This window comes from Curtobacterium sp. MCLR17_055 (genome assembly GCF_003234305.1).
Lineage (GTDB): Bacteria > Actinomycetota > Actinomycetes > Actinomycetales > Microbacteriaceae > Curtobacterium > Curtobacterium flaccumfaciens.
In genome coordinates this window covers 76819-98744 of sequence record NZ_QKSX01000012.1, presented here as the reverse complement: position 1 = coordinate 98744, position 21926 = coordinate 76819, and the positions used below count along the sequence as shown (strand labels likewise).

Annotated in this window: 17 protein-coding genes, 1 tRNA gene and 1 pseudogene; 2 read left to right on the top strand and 17 right to left on the bottom strand. The window is 70.9% G+C overall.

Annotation, left to right across the window (positions count from 1 at the left end):
- Positions 1–30: 30 nt before the first annotated feature.
- From DEJ09_RS11980 to polA, 7 genes are all read right to left on the bottom strand, one after another.
- Positions 31–1275, bottom strand: coding sequence for an acyltransferase (locus DEJ09_RS11980; RefSeq protein ID WP_181433352.1), 1245 nt, complete (start codon positions 1273–1275; stop codon positions 31–33).
- A gap of 47 nt (positions 1276–1322) precedes the next feature.
- Positions 1323–2819 carry an AMP-binding protein gene (locus tag DEJ09_RS11975; RefSeq protein ID WP_111088767.1) on the bottom strand — a complete coding sequence of 499 codons (1497 nt, stop codon included), beginning with the start codon at positions 2817–2819 and terminating at the stop codon, positions 1323–1325.
- 22 nt (positions 2820–2841) lie between these two features.
- Entirely contained in the window at positions 2842–3885 is a 1044-nt protein-coding gene (locus tag DEJ09_RS11970) for a hypothetical protein (protein WP_111088766.1), read from the bottom strand.
- Positions 3882–4484, bottom strand: a complete 603-nt coding sequence (coaE, locus tag DEJ09_RS11965; protein ID WP_111088765.1) for a dephospho-CoA kinase — start codon at positions 4482–4484, stop codon at positions 3882–3884. Before coaE ends, DEJ09_RS11970 begins: the two co-directional genes overlap by 4 nt.
- A 92-nt stretch (positions 4485–4576) precedes the next feature.
- Positions 4577–6052, bottom strand: a complete 1476-nt coding sequence (rpsA, locus tag DEJ09_RS11960) for a 30S ribosomal protein S1 (RefSeq protein WP_071403741.1) — start codon at positions 6050–6052, stop codon at positions 4577–4579.
- A gap of 158 nt (positions 6053–6210) precedes the next feature.
- A complete protein-coding gene (locus tag DEJ09_RS11955) occupies positions 6211–7890 on the bottom strand; it encodes a DUF885 domain-containing protein (RefSeq protein WP_111088764.1) in 1680 nt (559 codons plus the stop codon).
- 50 nt (positions 7891–7940) lie between these two features.
- Complete coding sequence (polA, locus tag DEJ09_RS11950; RefSeq protein ID WP_258373884.1) at positions 7941–10583, bottom strand: DNA polymerase I; 2643 nt, start codon at positions 10581–10583, stop codon at positions 7941–7943.
- 128 nt (positions 10584–10711) lie between these two features.
- On the opposite strand from polA, the gene DEJ09_RS11945 reads away from it, so the two are divergent.
- Complete coding sequence (locus DEJ09_RS11945) at positions 10712–11080, top strand: PaaI family thioesterase (protein ID WP_051596794.1); 369 nt, start codon at positions 10712–10714, stop codon at positions 11078–11080.
- A 32-nt stretch (positions 11081–11112) separates the two neighbouring features.
- On the opposite strand, the gene DEJ09_RS11940 is transcribed toward DEJ09_RS11945, so the two are convergent.
- From DEJ09_RS11940 to DEJ09_RS11915, 6 genes are all read right to left on the bottom strand, one after another.
- Positions 11113–11583, bottom strand: a complete 471-nt coding sequence (locus DEJ09_RS11940) for a GNAT family N-acetyltransferase (RefSeq protein ID WP_111039091.1) — start codon at positions 11581–11583, stop codon at positions 11113–11115.
- A 109-nt stretch (positions 11584–11692) separates the two neighbouring features.
- Positions 11693–12298 carry an ANTAR domain-containing response regulator gene (locus DEJ09_RS11935; protein WP_017887240.1) on the bottom strand — a complete coding sequence of 202 codons (606 nt, stop codon included), beginning with the start codon at positions 12296–12298 and terminating at the stop codon, positions 11693–11695.
- 73 nt (positions 12299–12371) lie between these two features.
- Positions 12372–12456: transfer RNA gene (locus tag DEJ09_RS11930), tRNA-Leu, on the bottom strand.
- A 55-nt stretch (positions 12457–12511) separates the two neighbouring features.
- Entirely contained in the window at positions 12512–13681 is a 1170-nt protein-coding gene (locus tag DEJ09_RS11925; RefSeq protein WP_146245717.1) for a helix-turn-helix domain-containing protein, read from the bottom strand.
- Between the two features lie 52 nt (positions 13682–13733).
- Positions 13734–14132: a DUF779 domain-containing protein gene (locus DEJ09_RS11920; protein ID WP_111088761.1), complete on the bottom strand. Its 399-nt coding sequence runs from the start codon at positions 14130–14132 to the stop codon at positions 13734–13736.
- Positions 14132–15673 (bottom strand): aldehyde dehydrogenase family protein, encoded by a 1542-nt coding sequence (locus tag DEJ09_RS11915; RefSeq protein ID WP_111088760.1) that lies wholly within the window; start codon positions 15671–15673, stop codon positions 14132–14134. Before DEJ09_RS11915 ends, DEJ09_RS11920 begins: the two co-directional genes overlap by 1 nt.
- A gap of 151 nt (positions 15674–15824) precedes the next feature.
- Here DEJ09_RS11915 and DEJ09_RS18410 point away from each other — a divergent pair, with 151 nt between their 5' ends.
- Positions 15825–16364, top strand: coding sequence for an HdeD family acid-resistance protein (locus tag DEJ09_RS18410; RefSeq protein WP_244993120.1), 540 nt, complete (start codon positions 15825–15827; stop codon positions 16362–16364).
- Positions 16365–16465: 101 nt separating this feature from the next.
- On the opposite strand, the pseudogene DEJ09_RS11905 reads toward DEJ09_RS18410, so the two are convergent.
- The 4 genes and pseudogenes from DEJ09_RS11905 to DEJ09_RS11890 all read right to left on the bottom strand — a co-directional run.
- Positions 16466–17557 (bottom strand): annotated as a pseudogene (locus DEJ09_RS11905) (acyltransferase family protein); the annotation flags it as partial.
- A 38-nt stretch (positions 17558–17595) separates the two neighbouring features.
- On the bottom strand, positions 17596–18690 hold the full coding sequence (locus DEJ09_RS11900; RefSeq protein WP_111088758.1) for a VIT1/CCC1 transporter family protein: 1095 nt from the start codon (positions 18688–18690) through the stop codon (positions 17596–17598).
- 130 nt (positions 18691–18820) lie between these two features.
- Positions 18821–20266: a pyruvate kinase gene (pyk, locus tag DEJ09_RS11895; RefSeq protein WP_017887208.1), complete on the bottom strand. Its 1446-nt coding sequence runs from the start codon at positions 20264–20266 to the stop codon at positions 18821–18823.
- 197 nt (positions 20267–20463) lie between these two features.
- Entirely contained in the window at positions 20464–21921 is a 1458-nt protein-coding gene (locus DEJ09_RS11890) for a glutamate synthase subunit beta (RefSeq protein ID WP_111088757.1), read from the bottom strand.
- Between the last annotated feature and the right edge of the window lie 5 nt (positions 21922–21926).

Below are 21926 nucleotides of genomic sequence, written 5' to 3'. Positions count from 1 at the left end.
CACGGCTGGTGCGAGCGTGCGGGCGAGCGCTCAGCGCGCGGCGCGCCGCCCGACGTCGTCGGTCTCGCCGACGAGGGCGTCGTCCGGCTCCACCGGTTCCGGCGACCGCTGCGGCACCCCCGCGCCGGCGGACCGACGCGCCCGCGCCGCTCGCGACGCCTGAGAGGACAACGACGGCCGCCCGGTCAGCGGCACGCTGAGCGGCGTCCACCGGAACAGCTCGGTCACCGCGACGGACAGCACCAGCACGAGCAGGTAGGTGACGAGCGTGAGCCAGGGTCGCGGCACGACGGCCTCGAGCCAGCTGTCGCCGTAGAGCAGGAGCCAGATGACGAACGGGTGGCTCAGGAAGATGCCGAACGAGCGATCGGACGCGTAGTCGACGAACCGGGCCGTCCGGCTCCCGGGGCGCCGTCGGTCCGCCCAGGCGGCGCCGATCGCCAGGAACCCGACGAACACCGCGGTGCTCCAGACCACCTGGACCGGCTGCAACGGTGTCCCTGCGGCGTAGAGGGACTGCCCGAGGCCCACCTGCAGCGCCCACACACCGAGGGTGAGCCCACCGACGCCGGCGAACGCCCACAGGACCGAACGGCGGTGGACCCGGATGAACCGCAGGAACGCATCCGCGTGGTCGGCGGCGATCGCCCCCGAGACGATGAAGAAGACGTACGAGAAGAAGAACTGCTTCTGGTACCCCTGCATCCACGCGTCGCTCGCCGGGAAGTACTTGTACCCGGCGAACACCACCAGCTGGACCAGGAACGCCACGACCAGCACGGTCACGTGGTGCCCACGGGTCCGGCGCACCAGCCAGACGATCACCGGCAGGAGCAGGTACACCTGCATCGTCACGAGCAGGAAGTACAGGTGGTACCACGAGGTGCCGGTGACGATGCCCTCGGCCGCGGTGCGCACCAGGTCCGGGACGTCACCACGGCGGGTGGGACTCAGCAGCCACGCCGCCGCGACGTAGACGAACGACCACGCCAGGTACGGCACGCCCACGAGCAGGAACCGCTTCGGCCAGAACTGCGCCATCGGCCTCGGGCGCAAGGTGTAGCTGTACACGAGCACGAACGCGGTCAGCGAGAAGAAGACCAGCCGGGTGAAGTGCAGCAGGGCGAGCAGCGCGTTCAGCCCGACGTCGTCGGTGGCGGCGGTGTGGCTCGTGGTGTGCACCCCGATCACGCACGCGAACGTGAGGATGCGGAGCACGTCGACCTCGTACAGGTGCCGGGGCTTGCCCTCGGCCGTCCGCGTCGGCGTCTGCACCCCCGGCTCGTCGCCGGTCGATGCCGGGGACACGCGTGATGGTCCGTTCACGAGGGTCGGGCCATGGTCCGGACCTTCGCGCGCTGCACCTTGCCGGTGGGCGCACGCGGCAGGTCGGGCACGACGATGACCTCGACCGGTCGGCGGAACCGGGTCAGGTGTGCCTCGGCCCGGGCAACGAGATCGGCCACGAGGGCTGCGTGGTCGACGGGTTCGTCGGGCTGCGGGATCACGTAGGCGATCGGGACGGCACCGAGCACGTCGTCGGGGCGGCCGACGACGACCGCCTCGAGCACGCGGGGGTCGCCGAGCAGGACGTCCTCGACCTCGGACGGGTAGACCTTCTCGCCACCGCGGTTGATGACGTCGTCGGAGCGTCCGGCCAGGGACACCCAGCCGTCGGTGCTGACGGACCCGACGTCACCGGTGTGGAGCCAGCCTTCGGCGTCGAACCGCTCGGACGCGCGGCCACCCAGGTAGCCCCGGACGATCCCCTCGCCCCGCACCCACAGCGCACCGATCTCGCCGGCGGGCAGCACCGAGCCGTCCTCGCCGCGGACCTGCACCTCGGAGCCGACCGGCACCCCGACGGTACCGGGCCGGGCCGGTTCGTCGAGCGGCGTCGCCGTGATCTGCGAGGCGCCTTCGGTCATGCCCCAGCTCACGACGAGCGGCACGTCACCGAGGGCGGCGCGCACCGGATCCGGCAGCGGCGCCGACGCGCTGCGCACGAACCGCAGGCCCGGCGGGAACCCGAGCGGCCCGGTCTTCGCCAGCACGGCCAGGACGGCCGGGACGGCGTTCAGCCAGGTGATCCGTCGTTCCGCGAGCAGGTCCCAGAACCCGGTACGACGGAAGCGCCGGTCGAGCACGAGGGTCGCGCCGGCGACGAGCGTCGCGAGCAGTCCGACCACCTCGGCGTTGACGTGGAACAGCGGCAAGGAGTTGAACCCGCGGTCGTCCGGCACGAGCCGGTTGTGCCGTGCGACGGCCCGGGCGACGAACAGCAGCTGCGTCTCGGGCAGCTCGACGCCCTTCGGCGTGCCGGTCGAACCGGAGGTGAACAGCACGACGGACCCCTGGCCCGGCGCGTGCGGGCTGTGGGCGGGCAGGTCGCCGTCACGGACGGCGGTCGGGAGGAACGTGGCCGGGTCGATCCCGCTCGCCGGTGCCCCGGGGACGGTCGCGTCCACCGCGCGGTCCGACACGACGATGGACGCTCCGCCGATGAGGTCGGCGAGACGGCCGGGCTCGGTGGCCGGCTGGCCGGTGTCGACGGGGATCGCCCGGCGACCGGAGGCGACGGCGCTCAGGTGCACGACCGCGAACGCGAGCGGGTCACCCACGTCGACCAGGACGGCACCCGACGGGGCGATGCCGATCGCGTCGAAGGTCCGCGACCAGGCGGTCACCGCGTCGTCGAGCGCGCGGTAGGTGAGGACGCGCTCGGAGCGGGCGTCCTCGAGGAAGTGGCGCACGCCCCCGTCGGCCGCACGGGCCCGGATGAGCGAGCGCAGGTCGGGTTCATCACGAACGGGCTGCACGCAGGAAGGCTATTGCGCGACGCTATGAGCGGTCAGAGGGAACAGCGGGATCTGTGGAGAACCGGTGCAGCATCCACTGCCACAGCGGGAGCATCCGGGGGACGCCGTCACGGGTGAGGGGCGTCGAGTCCTTGATGATCAGGGAGTGCGCCTTGCCGTCGCCGCCGAGGTCGGTGAGGATCGCGTGCGGGTCCGCTCCGGCGAGTGGCGGTGCGGTGTCCGTCTCGAACGGCCCGGACACACCGCTCAACCCCAGGACGTCCCACGAACCGGTGATGCGGGGGCCGAACGTGTCACGGACGTCGTCGATGGCGTACATCCGGTCCACCGGTGTCCGGCCCGGGCGGTCCATCCACGCTGCGTGCGCCGGCCCGCGGGACTCCACGGGCGACGAGAACATCAGCGCGCCGTGGACACTGCGGATGTGGGCGATGTACGCCGCCTCTCCGCCACCCTGCGAGTGCCCGGCCACGACGATGTCGTTCCAGACGATGCGGTCGTCGCCCTGGACGAACCGCCCCCAGCCGCCGTCGGGGTCGTGGTCGTCGAGGTACGCGACGGCGTCCCGGAAGCGCGAGACGATCGACCCGGCCGGACTGACCGCGCTGAACGCCGAGGGCCGCGTGCCGTCGAAGCGGTTCCGCTGCACCATGCCGTAACAGCGTGCGTTCGCCTCACACGTGCCGGACAGGGTGCGGCCGAGGTTCCAGTAGTCGAGGCCGAGCACGTGGTACCCGTCGGCCAGGGCGGCCCCGAGGAACCGCTGGTACTCCGCGGGACGGGATCGCGTCGCCGGCAGGAACAGCAGGAGCGGCCCGTCAGCCGAGGTGCGTGCGGCGAAGTCGTCCCGGTTCGGGGTGAGCCGCTCACCGTTCACCGTTCCGAGCCGGAACCGGTGGAACTCCCCCACTGGCCCGTGTTCGTCACCCGACGGCCGTTCGTGCACCGCGACGCGGCCGTTGTCCGCCACTCGCTGGGCACCGAGGACGTTCGCGGCGACGAGCGACGCGCCCCCGATCGCCACGAGGACGATCGCGGCGAGGACGAGCAGCAGGCGGTGGCTCATGGAGTGATCCGCGCCCACACCTCGTCAGCGGAGCGGATCGTCTGCTCGAGCGTCCCGGTGGCGTCGACGACGTGGTCGGCGAGGGCGAGACGGTCGGCATCGCTCGCCTGGGCGGCGACGCGGCGCTCGGCCTCGTCACGGGGCATGCCGCGGTGCTCGACGAGCCGTCCGATGCGCTGCGCCGCGGGGGCGTCGACCACCACGACGGCGTCGAACCGGAGCGGACGCGAGCCGCGGGCCTCAGCGAGCAACGGCACGTCGTAGACCACCACGGCGTCGGGGTCGGTGGCCTCGGCGGCGTCGAACGCCTGCTGCGCGAGCCGCCAGACCTCGGGGTGCGTGATCGCTTCGAGGTCCTTCCGCGCCGCGGGGTCCGCGAACACGATCGACCCGAGCGCCGGCCGGTCGAGCGAACCGTCGACGGCGATCACCGACGGACCGAACCGCTCGGCGACCTGTGCCAGGCCCGGGCTGCCCGGTGCCACGGCGTCCCGAGCCAGTCGGTCAGCGTCGACGACGACGGCCCCGTGCTCGGCCCAGCGCCGGGAGACGGTCGACTTGCCCGCGGCGATGCCGCCCGTGAGTCCGATGATGTGCACGGCAACAGGGTAACGACCCCGATGCCCGGAAACGCCGGAAGCCCGGCACCCTGTCAGGGGTGCCGGGCTTCCGGTCGGGACGAACCGCTCGATCAGTTGTTGGTCGAGCTGAGCTTCTCGCGGAGTGCAGCGAGCGACGCGTCGTCGGCCAGGGGGCTTGCGCCACCCGTCTCGCCGGCGAACGACGAGGTCGACGACGACGAGGAAGCCGTGGCCGGGAGGTCGAAGCCACCCTGCGCCTCGTCGGCGATGGTCTTCGCGACCTGCGCCTTGTGGGCTTCCCAACGCCCCTGGGCGGCCGCGTACTGGCCCTCCCACTCGGTGCGCTGCGTGTCGTAGCCCTCGAGCCACTCGTTGGTCTCCGGGTCGAAGCCCTCGGGGTACTTGTAGTCACCCTTGTCGTCGTACTCGGTCGGCATGCCGTAGAGCGCCGGGTCGAACTCGTCGCTCTCCGGGTCGACGCCCTCGTTCGCCTGCTTGAGGCTGAGCGAGATGCGGCGACGGTCGAGGTCGATGTCGATGATCTTGACGAAGACCTCGTCGTTGACCGAGACGACCTGCTCGGCGAGCTCGACGTGCTTGTTCGAGAGCTCCGAGATGTGCACGAGGCCCTCGATGCCGTCGGCAACGCGGACGAAGGCACCGAACGGGACGAGCTTCGTGACCTTGCCCGGTGCGATCTGACCGATCGCGTGGGTGCGGGCGAAGACCTGCCACGGGTCCTCCTGCGTCGCCTTGAGCGAGAGCGACACGCGCTCGCGGTCCAGGTCGACCTCGAGGATCTCGACGGTGACTTCCTGACCGACCTCGACGACCTCGCTGGCGTGCTCGATGTGCTTCCAGCTGAGCTCGGAGACGTGGACGAGACCGTCGACGCCGCCGAGGTCCACGAACGCACCGAAGTTGACGATCGAGGACACGATGCCCTTGCGGACCTGGCCCTTGTGGAGGTTGTTGAGGAACGTCGTCCGGGACTCGGACTGCGTCTGCTCGAGGAGTGCACGGCGCGACAGGACCACGTTGTTGCGGTTCTTGTCGAGCTCGAGGATCTTGGCCTCGATCTCCTGGCCGAGGTACGGCGTCAGGTCGCGGACACGACGGAGCTCGATGAGCGAGGCGGGGAGGAAGCCACGGAGGCCGATGTCGACGATGAGACCGCCCTTGACGACCTCGATGACCGTCCCGGTCACGACGCCGTCGGACTCCTTGATCTTCTCGACGTCGCCCCACGCACGCTCGTACTGCGCGCGCTTCTTCGACAGGATGAGGCGGCCTTCCTTGTCCTCCTTCTGGAGAACCAGGGCCTCGACCTCGTCGCCGACCTCGACGACCTCGTTGGGGTCGACGTCGTGCTTGATCGAGAGCTCGCGCGAGGGGATGACGCCCTCGGTCTTGTAACCGACGTCGAGGAGGACCTCGTCGCGGTCGATCTTCACGACGGTGCCGGAGATGAGATCACCGTCGTTGAAGAACTTCAGGGTCTTCTCGACCTCGGCCAGGAAGTCATCAGCCGAACCGATGTCGTTGATGGCGACCTGCTTAGGAGCCTTGGTCGTAGTGGTTGTCATGTAGAGATTGCTCCGAACGGACATGAGTCGGGCCATGGCGTGCGGGGACTCGGCCCCCGTGGTGCACCGCCGTGGCGATTGATTGAGTGGCGCGGATTGCGCCGCACAAGTCTAACCGCACCGGCGGAGGCCCCACAACCGGGCGTGTCGACGGCGCGTCACCCGACCAGGGCGGTCCGCAGGGTGTCGAGGCCGATGCTGCCGAGCGAGAGCGCACGGTGGTGGAACGCCTTCAGGTCGAAGTCGGCTCCCTCGCGGGCGGCGACCTCGTCGCGGATGGACTCCCAGACGCGCTGACCCACCTTGTACGAGGGGGCCTGCCCCGGCCACCCGAAGTACCGGGCGACCTCGAACCGGACGAACGCGGGGTCCATGTTCACGTTCTGCCCCATGAAGTCGAGCGCGTACTCCCACGTCCAGCCGCCGCCGTCGGGGTTCGTCTTCTGCAGGTGCACGCCGATGTCGAGCACGACGCGGTCCGCCCGCATCCGCTGCCCGTCGAGCATGCCGAGGCGGTCGCCGTCGTCGTCGAGGAACCCGAGCTGCTCCATCAGCCGTTCGGCGTACAGCGCCCAGCCCTCGACGTGCCCGGAGGACCCGGACAGCTGCCGGCGCCACGTGTTCAGTTCGCCGCGGTTGTAGACGCCCTGGCTGATCTGCAGGTGGTGTCCGGGGACACCCTCGTGGTAGACCGTCGTCTTCTCGCGCCAGGTGCCGAACTCGGTGACGCCCTCGGGGACGGACCACCACATGCGGCCGGCACGGGAGAAGTCGTCGGAGGGGCCGCTGTAGTAGATGCCGCCCTCCTGCGTGGGGGCGATCCGGCACTCGAGGCGACGGATCGGGTCCGGGATGTCGAAGTAGGTCCCGGCCATCGCGGCGATCGACGCGTCACTCGTCTCCTGCATCCACCGCTGCAGCGCGTCGGTGCCGTGCAGGATCCGGGACGGGTCGGTGTCGAGCACCTCGATCGCCCGGGCGACGCTCGCACCGGACTCGATGCGGTCGGCGATGCGCTCCTGCTCGTCCCGCATGCGCGCGAGTTCCTCGAGGCCCCACTCGTACGTCTCGTCGAGGTCGACGACCGCGCCGAGGAACCGGCGCGAGTGCAGCTCGTATGCTTCGCGACCGACGGCGTCGACGGGGGTGGCGAGCGGCAGCAGCTCGTGCTCCAGGAACTGTCCGAACGAGCGGTAGGCCGCCGCGGCGACCTCGGCACCGCGGTGCAGGTCTGCTCGGAGCGTCTCCGGCACGGGGACGTCGCCCTCGAACGCGGCGGAGTCGGCCAGCTGACGGAACATCCCGCCGTCGGCGCCGGTGCGCGCCGCCTGCTCGGCGATGAGCGCGACCTGGCGCTTCGCCGGGGTGACGCCTTCACGCGTGCCCTCGAGCAGGGTCTCGCGGATGCCCTCGAGCGCATCCGGCAGCGCCTGCAGCCGACTCGCGATGTCCTGCCAGTCGCCCTCGGTCGCGGTCGGCATCAGGTCGATGATCTCCCGCACCGACTGCGCCGGGCTCGCGATGACGTTGAGGTCGCGGAGGTGCAGCTTGCGCTCGTACGACTCCTGCACCAGGTCCAGCTCGGCGCCGAGGTCGGCCTTCGTCACCAGGTCCACCGAGTCGACGGCGGGAGCGGCGTCGAGCGCACGCTTCGCACCGCGCGCGGCCTCGGCCATCGCGGCGGCGCCGGCGGGCGAGGTGTCGCCGTACTCCCCCGTGCGCCCCGGGACGCCGATGTACGTGGCGGTCGTCGGGTCGAGGTCGACGAGGGTGGTGACCCAGTCCTCGGCGACGCGGTCGACGGCGGACGGCTGGCGGACAGGACGCTCTTCGCTCATGCCCCGACCCTACCGACCCGCGGGTCGGCAGGACCCCCGAGCCGCCCGGGTCAGTGGGCGGCGCTCTCCCAGTTCGGCCCCACGCCGACCGAGACGTCGAGCGGGACGCTCAGCTCGGCGGCGCTGCCCATCCGGGTGCGGAGGATCTCCTCGACACGCTCCTGCTCCCCGGGCGCGACCTCGAGGATGAGCTCGTCGTGCACCTGGAGCAGCAGGTGCGACTGCAGCTCGCCGTCGCGCAGGTCATCGGCGACCCCGAGCATCGCGATCTTGATGATGTCGGCGGCCGACCCCTGGATCGGGGCGTTCAGCGCGGCGCGTTCGGCGTTCTCGCGCAGGACCCGGTTCGGGCTCTTCAGGTCGGGGAACGGGCGACGGCGACCGAAGATCGTCTCGGTGTAGCCGTCCTCGCGCGCCTGCTCGACGACGTTGCGCAGGTAGTCGCGCACAGCGCCGAAGCGAGCGAAGTACTCGGTCATCAGGGTGCGGGCCTCGGACTGCTCGATGCGCAGCTGCTTCGACAGACCGAAGGCGCTCAGCCCGTAGGCCAGGCCGTAGGACATCGCCTTGACCTTGGTGCGCATCTCGTTGGAGACCTCGGACGGGTCGACGCCGAACACCCGGGCGCCGACGAAGCGGTGCAGGTCCTCGCCCTCGTTGAAGGCCTGGATGAGCCCCGGGTCGCCGGAGAGGTGCGCCATGATCCGCATCTCGATCTGCGAGTAGTCGGCGGTGACGAGCGTCGTGTACGGCTCGGCCACCGCGAACGCCGACCGGATCCGGCGACCGACGGCCGTCTTCACCGGGATGTTCTGCAGGTTCGGGTCGGTCGACGAGACCCGGCCGGTGCTCGTACCGGTCTGCTCGTAGCGGGTGTGGATACGCCCGTCGACCACGGCGGCGTCGAGCGTGTCGACGATCTGCCGGAGCTTCGTGGCGTCGCGGTGCTGCAGCAGGAGCCCGAGGAACGGGTGCGGGTGCTGTTCCTGCAGGTCGGCCAGGCTCGCGGCGTCGGTCGAGAACCCGGTCTTGGTCTTGCGGGTCTTCGGCATCGCGAGCTCGGTGAACAGGACTTCCTGCAGCTGCTTCGGCGATCCGAGGTTGACCTCGTGCCCGATCTCGGCGAAGGCCTGCTGCGCGAGTTCGGCGGCGCGCTCCCCGAGTTCCTTCGACAGGCCGGTGAGCACCGGGCGGTCGATGCCGACGCCGATGGTCTCCATGCCGGCCAGCACCGACACGAGCGGCAGCTCGATGTCGTCGAGGACCTGCAGCGAGGACGCGTCGATCCGGGCGCGCAGGGCCGTGGTGACGCGGAGCACGAACCACGCGTGCACCCCGACGTTGACCGGGTCGGTCTCGGGGACCAGCTGGTTGGGGTCAGCCGTCGGCAGTTCTTCGCCGAGCTCCTGGTAGACGAGGTCGGACAGTGGCTGTCCCTGCTTGCCGGGCTGCGCGAGCCACCCCATGATGCGTGCGTCGCCGGCGATGCCGTTCACGACGAAGCCGGCGGTGCCGAGCGCCTTGATGGCGGCCTTGGCGTCGTGGAAGTGCTTCGGGGCGTCGGAGGCGAACCAGGCCGAGAGCTGCTCGTAGTCCTGCGCGCCGCTGCCGCCCGGTACCAGCACGGCGTCGTCGTGGGTCGCGATGCCGATGGCGCTGAGGCGTCCGTCGATGACCTCGACCGCGACGCCGTAGCCGTTCGCCGCCTCGGTCGCGTTGCGGCGCTCGAGCCAGTAGCCGAGCTCTTCGTCGATCAGGGTCTTGACGGGCGGCGGCGTCGGCGCGCCGTCATCGATGGTGCCCTCGGCCGCGGGCTCGGCGGGGTCGCCCGACCCGGCCACCTTGAAGACGCGGTCGAGCAGCGTGCGGAACTGCAGCTTGGCGAAGAGCTCGCGCACCGCGGTCTCGTCGACCGGGCGGAGTGCGACGTCGGCGGGACCGACGGGCAGCTCGACGTCGGTGACCAGGCGGTTGAGCCGGCGGTTCCGGATCGCCCGGTCCTGCTGCTCGCGCAGGTTGTTGCCGACGACGCCCTTGATCTCGTCGGCGTGCTCGAGGACGCCGTCGAGCGACCCGTACTGAGTGACCCACTTGACCGCGGTCTTCTCGCCGACCTTGTCGATGCCGATCAGGTTGTCGCTGGTCTCGCCGACGAGTGCGGCGATGTCCGGGTACTGGTGGGGCTCGATGCCGTAGCGCTCGTAGACCTTGTCGCGGTCGTAGCGGGTGAGTTCGGAGACACCGCGGACGGACGGGTAGAGCAGCGTGACGTCGTCGTTGACGAGCTGGATCGAGTCGCGGTCACCGGAGACCACGTAGACCTTGAAGCCCTGGTCGGCGCCCTGCTTGGAGAGGGTCGCGAGGATGTCGTCGGCCTCGTAGTCCTCTTTCGTGACGGTGGTGATGCCCATCGCCTCGAGCGCCTGCTGCAGGAGCGGGATCTGGCCCTTGAACTCGGCCGGGGTCTCGGAGCGGGTGCCCTTGTACTCGGCGTACTCACGCGTTCGGAACGAGAACCGGGAGATGTCGAACGCCACCGCCAGGTGGGTGGGCTTCTCGCGCTGCAGGAGCATCAGCAGCATCGAGATGAAGCCGTGGATCGCGTTGGTGTGCTGCCCCTCGCGGTTCACGAAGCTGTCGACCGGCAGCGCGTAGAAGGCCCGGAAGGCGAGCGAGTGGCCGTCGATGACCATGAGGGTAGGCTTTGCGGAGTCCGACACCCGGACAGCCTACCGACGCCCGCTGACACGGAAGGTCGACGCAGACCGTGACCGACGACACCACATCGACCACGATCGATCCCCGCATCGACGAACGCGGCATGGGCGAGCTGGCCGAGAAGATGGGCATGGTCATCACCGAGCTCTCGGCCGAGCGGGCGGTCGGTTCGATCCCCGTCGAGGGCAACCGCCAGCCGGTCGGCCTGCTGCACGGCGGTGCCTACGTCGTCCTCGCGGAGAGCCTCGGTTCGATGGCCGCGAACGTGCACGCCGGGCCCGGCCGCTACGCCGTCGGCATCGAGCTCAGCGCCTCGCACTCCCGCAGCGCCACGAGCGGCATCGTCACGGGCACGTGCACCGCCATCCACCTGGGCGGCACGCTCACCACCCACGAGATCGTCCTGACCGACGACCAGGGTCGTCGCTGCTCCACCGTGCGGATCACGAACATGATCCGCGAGCGACGCTGACCGACGGAGCGACGGAGCGACGGACCGACGACTCAGTCCTCCGGCGGCCGCTGCAGCAGCAGGCGGGCGTCGCCGAACCCAAGCCGCCGGTAGAGCCGTTCGCCGTCCACGCTCGAGTGCACCGACGTCCGCTCCACGCCGAGCTCGTCGGCGAGCTCGAGCAGCGCCGTCACGAGGCGTCCGGCGACGCCGGAACCACGCAGCTCCGGGTGCACGTAGACCGTCTGCAGCTCGGCGGCGAACCGGTCACCGTCGACGTGCGGCGCCGGCGGGCGCGGGTGGACCGCCAGCCACGCCATGCCGAGCACCACGCCGTCCCGCTCGGCGACCACGCACCGGTGCGACTCCCGGTGACGGGCGGCGAAGTCCGTCATCGCCCTGCGGTACTCCCCCGGCGTCTGCACCGGTGAGCGGCCGTCCTCGTCGACGCTCCACCGCCACCGCAGGTCCGCCACCGCCGGCATGTCGTCAGGCCGGGAGGCCCGGATCACCACGTCGTCCATGGCTCCAGCCTGCCAGGTGGTCGCGGCACACGCCCCGCCCCCGGACGCAGGAACGCCGCCGACCCCAGGGGGTCCGACGGCGTTCCGTGAGCGACGGTGGTGCGCTGGACTACTTCTTGGCGCTGAGCTGCTCGATGATCGCCTTGGCGACGTCGTGCATGGTCAGGCGGCGGTCCATCGAGGCCTTCTGGATCCAGCGGAACGCCTCGGGCTCGGTGAGGCCCATCTTTTCGTTCAGCAGGCCCTTGGCGCGGTCGACGAGCTTGCGGGTCTCGAAGCGCTCGACGAGGTCGGCGACCTCGGCCTCGAGCGTGATGATCTGCTGGTACCGCGAGAGGGCGATCTCGATCGCGGGGAGCAGGTCGTTCGGGGTGAAGGGCTTGACCACGTAGGCGAGCGCACCGGCCTCGGTCGCACGCTCGACGAGGTCCTTCTGGCTGAACGCCGTCAGCAGGACGACGGGCGCGATGTGGTTCTTGGACAGCTTCTCGGCTGCGGAGATGCCGTCGAGCTGGGGCATCTTGACGTCCATCACGACGAGGTCGGGGCGGAGGTCGGTCGCGAGCTGGACGGCGGTCTCACCGTCACCGGCTTCACCGACCACGTCGAACCCGTTGTCGCGGAGGATCTCCACGATGTCGAGGCGGATGAGCGACTCGTCCTCGGCGACGACGACGCGACGGGGTGCTGGTGCTGTTGCTTCTGTGTCACTCACGGACGAAAGCCTACTAGACGACGGAAGTGCCGTATCCCAGACCACGCAGATCGATCAGTCGCAGATCGATGCTTGGTACGAGTGGCGGGACTTGAACCCGCACGCCGTGAGGCAGAGCATTTTGAGTGCCCCGTGTCTGCCGATTCCACCACACTCGCGAGGAGGCCAACACTACCAGCCCGACCCGCGCCTCCCGGCCCGTCGTCGACCGTCTCAGGAGCCCTCGAGCGCCTCGATCGCCGCCACGAGACCGGCCCGTCGCGGCGACCGCCGCGGCAGCACCGCGAGCAGCGCGCGCAGCACGAGCGCGTCGGTCGCACCGTCCGGGGTGCGCGCCCACGCGAGCAGGGCGTCGACGCCGCCGTCGGCGACGACCGACTCGCGGAACCGCAGCCGCACCAGGTCACGGACCGCGTCGACGCCGGGTGCGGCGGAGCCCGGCAGGACCGGTCCGGCGTACCGGTCGACGGCCTGGAGGCGCGCCCCGCGTTCGAGCGCGGACAGCACGCCGTCGACGTCGGTCCGGACCCCGGTCACCCGGTACGGCCGCGACGTCACGGCCACGTCCGGCGCGTGCTGCGCGAGGACCCGGCGCAGCCGGACGACCTCGGCGCGCAGGGTGACGACCGCGCCCGGGTCGCCGTAGACGGCGGCGGCGAGGTCGGTCGCTGCGAGGCCGGCGGGGTGCGCGGCGAGCACGACGAGCAGTTCCGAGTGCCGCGCGGACAGCTCGACCCGGCGGTCGGCGATCCGGAGCACGGCGGTGTCGGTCCCGAGCACGGTCAGCTCGGCCGACGGTACGCGGGGTGTCCGTGCCCGGGGGCGGACCGCAGCCAGGGCGAGTTGGGCCTCGGCTGCGGCGACCGTGGCGGCGAGCAGCGACAGCGTGTGCCGCTCGACGGCGCGGTCGTCGCCCGTCAGGTCGAGCACGCCGACGGTCGCACCGCTCGCGTCGTGCACCGGGACCGCCGTGCACGAGAACGGTTTGACGGCGTTCGCGTAGTGCTCGTCGGAGCGGATCTGCACCGGACGGTCGAGGCGCAGTGCCGTGCCGGGCGCGCTGGTGCCGACGCGGTCCTCCGACCAGTCGGCCCCGGGGACGAAGCCCATGTCCTCGGCGGCGCGACGCGTGGAGCGGGCGCCGTCGACCCAGACGAGACGGCCCGCGGCGTCCGCGACGGCGACGACGCACCCGGCCGAGCGGGAGTCGTCGAGCAGCAGCCGGCGGACCACCGGCAGCAGGGTGGCGAGGGGGCCGTCGTGCCGGACGGCGTCGAGTTCGTCGTCGCCGAGGGCGAGGACCGGGGTGGCGTCGGGGTCGACCCGGGCGGACCGCTGCCACGATGCGGCGACGAGCGGGCGGAGCCGACCGGGTGCGCGCATGCGTCCTCCGATCGACCCCACCCGCCGCTCCGTCGCGACGCGTGCGGTCAGCCTACGTCCGGGCCACCCGCGGGACCAGGCCGAGATCGGCGAGCTCGACCTCGTCGAACAACCGCGACCGGGTGAGGAACCGTTTGCCCTCGGGGACCTCGACCGAGAACCCGCCGCCCCGACCGTCGACGACGTCGATCGTCAGGTGCGTGTACTTCCAGTACTCGAACTGCGACACCGACATGTAGACCTCGACCGGCTCGAGGCCGTCCACCTGCAACGCGCCGAGCAGGACGTCCCCCGGACCGGTCCGGAACATGCCGACGGGGTAGCACATCGGACTCGAGCCGTCGCAGCAGCCGCCGGACTGGTGGAACATCAGCGGGCCGTGCCGGGCGGTGAGGGTGTGCAGGAGCTCCCCCGCCGCCGGCGTCACCGCGACGCGTGCGGTGTCGGGCATCAGAAGAAGCCCATCGGTCCATCGGCGTACGAGACGAGCAGGTTCTTCGTCTGCTGGTAGTGGTCGAGCATCATCTTGTGGTTCTCGCGCCCGATGCCGGACTGCTTGTAGCCGCCGAAGGCCGCACCCGCCGGGTACTGGTGGTACGTGTTCGACCACACGCGCCCGGCCTGGATGTCCCGTCCGGCGCGGTACAGGGTCGTGACGTCCCGGCTCCACACCCCGGCGCCGAGCCCGTACAGGGTGTCGTTGGCCGTGGCGATCGCGTCGTCGTAGCCGCTGAAGGACGTCAGCGCGAGCACGGGCCCGAAGATCTCCTCCTGGAAGATCCGCATCGAGTTGTCGCCCTCGAACACCGTCGGCGTGACGTAGTAGCCACCGGAGAGTTCGCCGCCCAGGTCGGCGCGCTCGCCACCGGTCAGGAGCTTCGCACCCTCCTGCTTGCCGATGTCGATGTAGCTCAGGATCTTCTCGAGCTGGTCGTTGGACGCCTGGGCGCCGATCATCGTCGACAGGTCGAGCGGGTGTCCCTGCTTGACGGCACGGACGCGCTCCAGGCCGTCGGCGACGAACCCGTCGTAGATCTCCTCCGCCACGAGTGCCCGGGACGGACACGTGCAGACCTCGCCCTGGTTGAGGTTGAAGAACGTGAAGCCCTCGAGCGCCTTGTCGTAGAAGGAGTCCTTCTCGGCCGCCACGTCGGGGAAGAACACGTTCGGGCTCTTGCCGCCGAGCTCGAGCGTCACCGGGATGAGGCTCTGCGAGGCGTACTGCATGATCAGCCGCCCGGTCGTGGTCTCCCCCGTGAAGGCGATCTTCCGGATGTCCGGGTGCTGCGCGAGCGGTGCGCCGACCTCGATACCGAAGCCGTTGACCACGTTGAGCACCCCGGCGGGCAGCAGGTCGCGGATGAGCTCGACGAGCACGTGGATGGACGCCGGGGTCTGCTCGGCGGGCTTCAGCACGACGCAGTTGCCGGCGGCGAGGGCCGGTGCGAGCTTCCACACCGCCATCAGGATCGGGAAGTTCCAGGGGATGATCTGCCCGACCACGCCGAGCGGCTCGTGGAAGTGGTAGGCCACGGTGTCGTGGTCGATCTCGCCGGCGGAGCCCTCCTGTGCGCGGATCGCCCCGGCGAAGTACCGGAAGTGGTCGATCGCGAGCGGGATGTCGGCGCCGAGGGTCTCGCGGATCGGCTTGCCGTTCTCCCACGTCTCGGCGACGGCGAGCATCTCGAGGTGCTCCTCCATGCGGTCCGCGATCTTGTTGAGGATGACGGCACGTTCGGCCGCGCTCGTCCGTCCCCAGGCCGGGAACGCCTTCCATCCGGCGGCGACGGCCCGGTCGACGTCCGTGGAGTCACCGCGGGCCACCTCGGTGAACACCTTGCCCGTGACGGGGGTGGGGTTCTCGAAGTACTGCCCGCTGGCGGACGGCACGTACTCCCCGCCGATGAAGTGGTCGTACCGGGATCGGTACTCGACCAGGGAGCCGGGCTCGCCAGGTGCGGCGTAGCTGGTGGGCGAGGGTGCGATGGTCATGGTGGTGCCCTTTCGACGACGCTGTCGGGGCGCACGGGTCGCGCGCCTGCTCCGCACCGTACGACCGCGGGGGTTGCAGGTCGTTGCACGGCCCGCGGCTCCGACGGGTAGCGTGCTGGACACCAGCGCTGGCGATCAGGGAGGAGCGCTCGTGGATTCTCGTGCCGTCAGGACGTTCCGGGTGTTCGTCGTCGTCACCGCCGTCGTCGCCATCGCACTGGGCATCGTGGCCATCGTCTGGCCCCGCCCGTCGCTCGTGCTCGTGGCGCTGTTGTTCGGCGTGTACCTCGTCGTGGCCGGAGCGCTCCGCGTCTTCGCCGCGGTGCGTGGGCACGGCACCCGGCCGGTGTGGCGGTGGACGTCCGGCATCGTCGGCGGCCTGGTCGCGGTCGCGGGGCTCGTGACCCTGCTCGACCCGGCGATCCCGCTCGTCGTCTACGCGGTGCTCGCCGGTGTCGGGTTCGTGATCGAGGGGATCGTGTCGATCGTCGGTGGGTTCGTCGGGCACCCGGGATCGTCGCGCGTGCCGACGCTCGTGAGCGGGGTGCTGTCGATCCTCGGCGGCGTGGCCGTGCTCGTCGCCCCGGGGCTCGCGCTCGCGGTCTTCATGGTGTTCGCCGGCATCGCGCTCATCGTCGTCGGCGCCGCTGCGCTGCTGCTGCTCCCCCCGCGCGCCGCCGTCCGACGCTGACCGCCGTCGCGGCGGCGGCGGCGGCCGAAGGCGCCCTCGAGCAGCGCGCGTTGGTGCGAGTTCATGAACGGACGCTCTACCACCACGGCGAACAGCACGCAGAGCGCGACGGCGACGGGGGCGACACCGAACAGCATCAGCGCGAACTGCACCGGGGTCGGCAGGTCGAGCGGCAGGAGGAGCAGGTTCCCGAGCGCGAGCAAGGGGCTGTGCACCAGGTACACGCTGTACGACACCAGGCCGAACTGGACCAGGCGCCGGCCGCCGAGCACCCCACGCGCGCGGTGCGTCCCGGCGCGCCCCGTCCGCTGCCCCTCGGCGAGGACCATCAGGAGCAGGGTCGATCCGACGCCGACCACGACACCCACCGTGACCCCGGACACGGCGCCGGGCGCCACGACGACCAGGCCGTACGCCGCGACCAGCACCATGGTGGCGACGACCAGCGTCGAGCGCTGGTGACGCAGGAGCGCCCGCGCGAGGCGGGGACGTCGGCGGCGCAGCTCATCCTCGGGGCCGACGACCAGGGACGCGCCGTACATGCCCAGGGCGAAGATGCCCAGGAAGTGGGGCGCCGACCACGCGCCGACCCCGGTCCGGACGGAGACCGCGGCCAACACGAACAGCAGTGCGACGAGGACGAGCGGCGGCACGCGTCGCCAGACGACCAGGAGCACCGGCATCAGGAGCATGAGCTGCATCTCGATCGGCAGGCTCCACAGCGTCCCGTTGATGGTCGTGATCCAGTCCGGCGAGAAGTTGTGCACCAGGAAGACGTGCGCCACGATGCTCTGCAAAGTCACGGGGAGCTTGTCGTCCCAGAGCGTGCCGTGCGGGACCCCCATCACCGGCACGAACGCGATGAGTGCGAGCGAGACCAGCAGCGCGGCGAGGTAGGGCGGCACGAGCCGTCGGATGCGCCGCTGCGCGAACACCACGTAGCTGCTGCCGAGGGCGAGGTCCCGCCGTCCAGCCACCGCGATCATGAGCGTGAACCCGGAGATCGCGACGAAGGCGGGGACCCGTACGTCGCCGGCGTCGAGCAGGCGCCAGACGACGGGCATCGATTCCTCGAGCGCTCCGGCCACCCCGGTGAACCGAGCGGTGTGCGCCAGGACGACGAGGATCGCGAGGATCCCCCGGAGTCCGTCCACGTGGGCGAGGTCGAGCCGGGGAAGACGATCGGATGCCATCCCAACAGCATCTCACATCTCGTATATGAATACCAAGGTCACGCGGAGCCGGTCCCGAACAGCAACCCGAGCACGTAGGTGACGACCGCCGCGCCGAAGCCGATCGCGAGCTGCCGGAACGCGCGCTTGGTGGGCGAGGCGCCGCTGAGCACGCCGACGACGGCGCCGGTGCCGAGCAGGGCGATGCCCACCAGCCCGCCGGCCACCGCGATCGCCGGCCACCCCTGCATGCCGAACAGGAACGGCAGCACCGGGATGATCGCGCCCGAGGCGAAGAAGCAGAAGCTCGACACCGCGGCGCTCAGCCCGGTACCGACCGCCTCGTGGTCGTCCGTGACCGCGGTCGAACCGGTCGCCGGCCGCCGCTCGCCGATGCCGGACAGCACCTGCGCGGCGTGCTCGGTCGCCTCGGCCTCGGACATCCCGCGCGCGCGGTAGACCAGCGCGAGCTCGTTCGCGTCGACGTCGAGGTCCGACACCGCCTTGCCGGCCGCGGGGTGCGGCGCGGACGCCTCGAGCAGTTCGCGTTGCGACCGGACGGAGACGTACTCCCCCGCCCCCATCGACAACGCGCCGGCGAGCAGGCCGGCGATGCCGCTCAGCAGCACGAAGTGCCGGTCGGCCCCCGAGGCACTGATGCCGATGATGAGCGCCAGGTTGGACACCAGACCGTCGTTCGCGCCGAACACCGCCGCCCGGAACGTGCCGGACAGCCGCATCCGGCCCCGGTTCGCGAGCCCGCGCACGACCTCGCCGTGGATCCGCTCGTCGGCGGCCATCCGCGCGGTCGCGTCCGAGTCGTCGGCGTACGGCGAGCGGTCCTCGGCGCGCTGCATGAGCGCGAGGACGAAGACCGACCCGAACCGCTTGGCCAGCACGGCGAGCACCCGGGTGCGCAGGCTCCCCCGCTGGGGCCGTCCGACGTCGTCGCCGAGCAGGTCGAGCCAGTGGTCGGCGTGCCGTCCCTCGGCCTCGGCCAGCGCGGCGAGGATCTCGCGCTCCTCGCCGGAACGGCGGGCAGCGAGGTTGCGGTACACGGCCGCCTCGGCACGTTCGTCGGCCAGGTAGCGACGCCAGCGGCGGACGTCGGCGCGCGGCGCCGGTGTGTCGGATCGGAGGCTCACAGCGACCATCCTGCCGCCTGCGGCCGACGTCCGGTCACCACCAGGGCCGTGGAGACGCGGCAGGGCGCGGACCGGAAGCGGTCGGCGCTGCTCGCGCCGGGCCTCCAGTCCGCGCCCTGGTGGCGACGGATCCCTCGGATCAGTCCCGGACGTAGGCCGGGGCGGCCTCGGCGTGGGCGTCGCCCACCCGGTGCACGCGCAGGTCGTTCGTCGAGCCCTCGATGCCGGGAGGGGACCCGGCCGTCACGATGACGCGGTCGCCGGGGGCGGCCAGGCCGTTCTCGAGGAGGACGTCGTCCACCTGCGAGAAGAGCTCGTCGGTGTGGGTCTTCCGCTCCACCAGGAACGAACGGACACCCCAGGTGAGGGCCATCCGGCGGCGCGTGGCCTCGTTCGGGGTGAAGGCGATGATCGGCAGACCGTGGCGCAGGCGCGACATGCGGCGGGCCGAGTCGCCGGACTCGGTGAAGACGCAGAGGTACGACGCCTCGGTGAACTCGGCGATCTCGACGGCGGCGAGGGTGATCGCACCGCCGAGGGTGCGCGGCTTGGTGCCGAGCGGGGCGATGCGCTCGAGACCGTGGTCCTCGGTGGACTCGACGATGCGGGCCATGGTGCGGACGGTCTGCACCGGGTACTCACCGACGCTCGTCTCACCGGACAGCATGACCGCGTCGGCACCGTCGAGGACGGCGTTCGCGACGTCGGAGGTCTCGGCGCGGGTGGGGATCGGCGACGAGATCATCGACTCGAGCATCTGCGTCGCGACGATGACCGGCTTGGCCATGCGGCGGGACAGCTCGACGGCGCGCTTCTGCACGATCGGGACGGCCTCGAGCGGGAGCTCGACGCCGAGGTCACCGCGGGCGACCATGATGCTGTCGAAGGCGTCGATGATCTCCTCGAGCGCGTCGACGGCCTGGGGCTTCTCGACCTTGGCGATGACCGGCAGGCGCTTGCCCTCTTCGTCCATGATCTCGTGGGCACGCACGACGTCGCTCGCGTTGCGCACGAACGACAGCGCGATGAGGTCGGCGCCCTGGCGGATCGCCCAGCGCAGGTCGGCTTCGTCCTTCTCGCTCAGCGCGGGGACGTTGACGGCGACGCCGGGCAGGTTGATGCCCTTGTTGTTGGACACCGTGCCGGGGACGACGACCTCGGTGCGGACCCGAACGCCGTCGGTGTCGAGGACACGGAGGCGGACACGGCCGTCGTCGATGAGCAGCGGGTCGCCGGGCTTGACGTCCTGCGGCAGGCCCTTGAACGTCGTGCCGCAGATCTCCTTCGAGCCGGGGACGTCCTCGGTCGTGATGGTGAAGATGTCACCGACCGCGAGGTCGTGCGGGCCGTCGGCGAAGCGTGCCAGACGGATCTTCGGACCCTGCAGGTCGACGAGGATCGCGACGGGCTTGCCGAGTTCTTCGGCGGCACGACGGACGTTGACGTAGTTGGCCTCGTGGACGCTGTAGTCACCGTGGCTGAGGTTGAGGCGGGCGACGTCGACGCCCGCTTCGATGATCTCCTTGACGGTCTCGTAGTCCGACGTTGCCGGTCCGAGCGTCGAAACGATCTTTGCGCGTCTCAATGGATTCCTTCGTGGTGGTGGATGGAGCTTGGGTTTCCGCGCTGTGGGGCCGCGCGGAACGAAGCGAGGCCACCAGCACCCTACCGAGTGCTGGTGGCCTCACGCTCACGGGAGCGTGAGCATCTGGTGGAGACGGTCCGCCGTCTGGCGGCGGTCCGACATCTGGTGCGCGTCCGACATTCCGTGATCGTCCGACATCAGACGGAGATCGCCCGGTCGGTCGCCTTGACCGGTGCCGGCAGGATCGTGGAACCCTCGAGGTACTCGTCGACCTGGGCGGCCGCGGCACGGCCCTCGGCGATCGCCCACACGATGAGCGACTGCCCGCGACCCGCGTCGCCGGCGACGAACACGCCGGCCTCGTTGGTCGCGTAGTCGGCACGGCGGTCGAGCGACCCGGAGACCGTGGTCGGCAGACCGAGCTGGGGCTCGATCGTGTCCGACTCGGGGCCGGTGAAGCCCATCGCGATGAGGACCAGGTCGGCCGGGATCTCCCGCTCGCTGCCCGCCTTCGGGACCCGCCGGCCGTCGAGGTACTCGGTCTCCGCGACCCGGAGTGCGCGGACCTCGCCGGCGTCGTTCGACAGGAACTCGACGGTCGAGGCGAGGAAGTGCCGCTCGCCGCCCTCTTCGTGGGCGCTCGTGATCTCGAACACGGTCGGGAACATCGGCCACGGCTGGTCGGACGGACGCTCGAGCGGCGGCTGCTTGCCGATCGCCAGGTTCGTCACGCTCAGCGCACCCTGGCGGTGAGCGGTCCCGATGCAGTCCGCACCGGTGTCGCCGCCGCCGATGACGACGACGTGCTTGCCCTCTGCCGTGATCTGGTTGTCGACCGTCGTGCCCGCGTTCGCCTTGTTCTGCTGGACCAGGTAGTCCATGGCGAAGTGCACGCCCTCGAGGTCGCGCCCCGGGATCGGCAGGTCGCGCGGCACCGTCGCACCGGTGGCGACGACGACCGCGTCGTAGCGCGACTTCAGGTCGTCCCAGGTGATGTCCTTGCCGATCTCGACCCCGGCACGGAACCGGGTGCCCTCGGCCTGCATCTGGGCGAGGCGCGCGTCGATCTGGCGCTTCTCCATCTTGAAGTCCGGGATGCCGTAGCGGAGCAGGCCGCCGATGCGGTCGTCCCGCTCGTAGACGGCGACCGTGTGGCCGGCACGCGTGAGCTGCTGCGCGGCGGCGAGCCCGGCGGGGCCGGAGCCCACGACGGCGACGGTCTTGCCCGTCAGGCGCTCCGGCGGGTGCGGGGTGACCCAGCCGTTCTGGAACGCCTGGTCGATGATCGAGACCTCGACCTGCTTGATCGTCACCGGGGGCTGGTTGATGCCGAGCACGCACGACGACTCGCACGGTGCCGGGCAGAGCCGACCCGTGAACTCCGGGAAGTTGTTCGTCTCGTGCAGGCGCTCGATCGCCTGGCGGCCCTCACCGCGCCAGGTCAGGTCGTTCCACTCCGGGATCAGGTTGCCGAGCGGGCAGCCCTGGTGGCAGAACGGCACGCCGCAGTCCATGCAGCGGCCGGCCTGGCGCTTCAGGACACCGGACTCCTGCTGCTCGTAGACCTCTTTCCAGTCCATGAGCCGCACGGGCACGGGTCGCCGGGGCGGGAGTTCGCGTTCCTGGACCTTCAGGAATCCCTTGGGGTCAGCCACCGGTC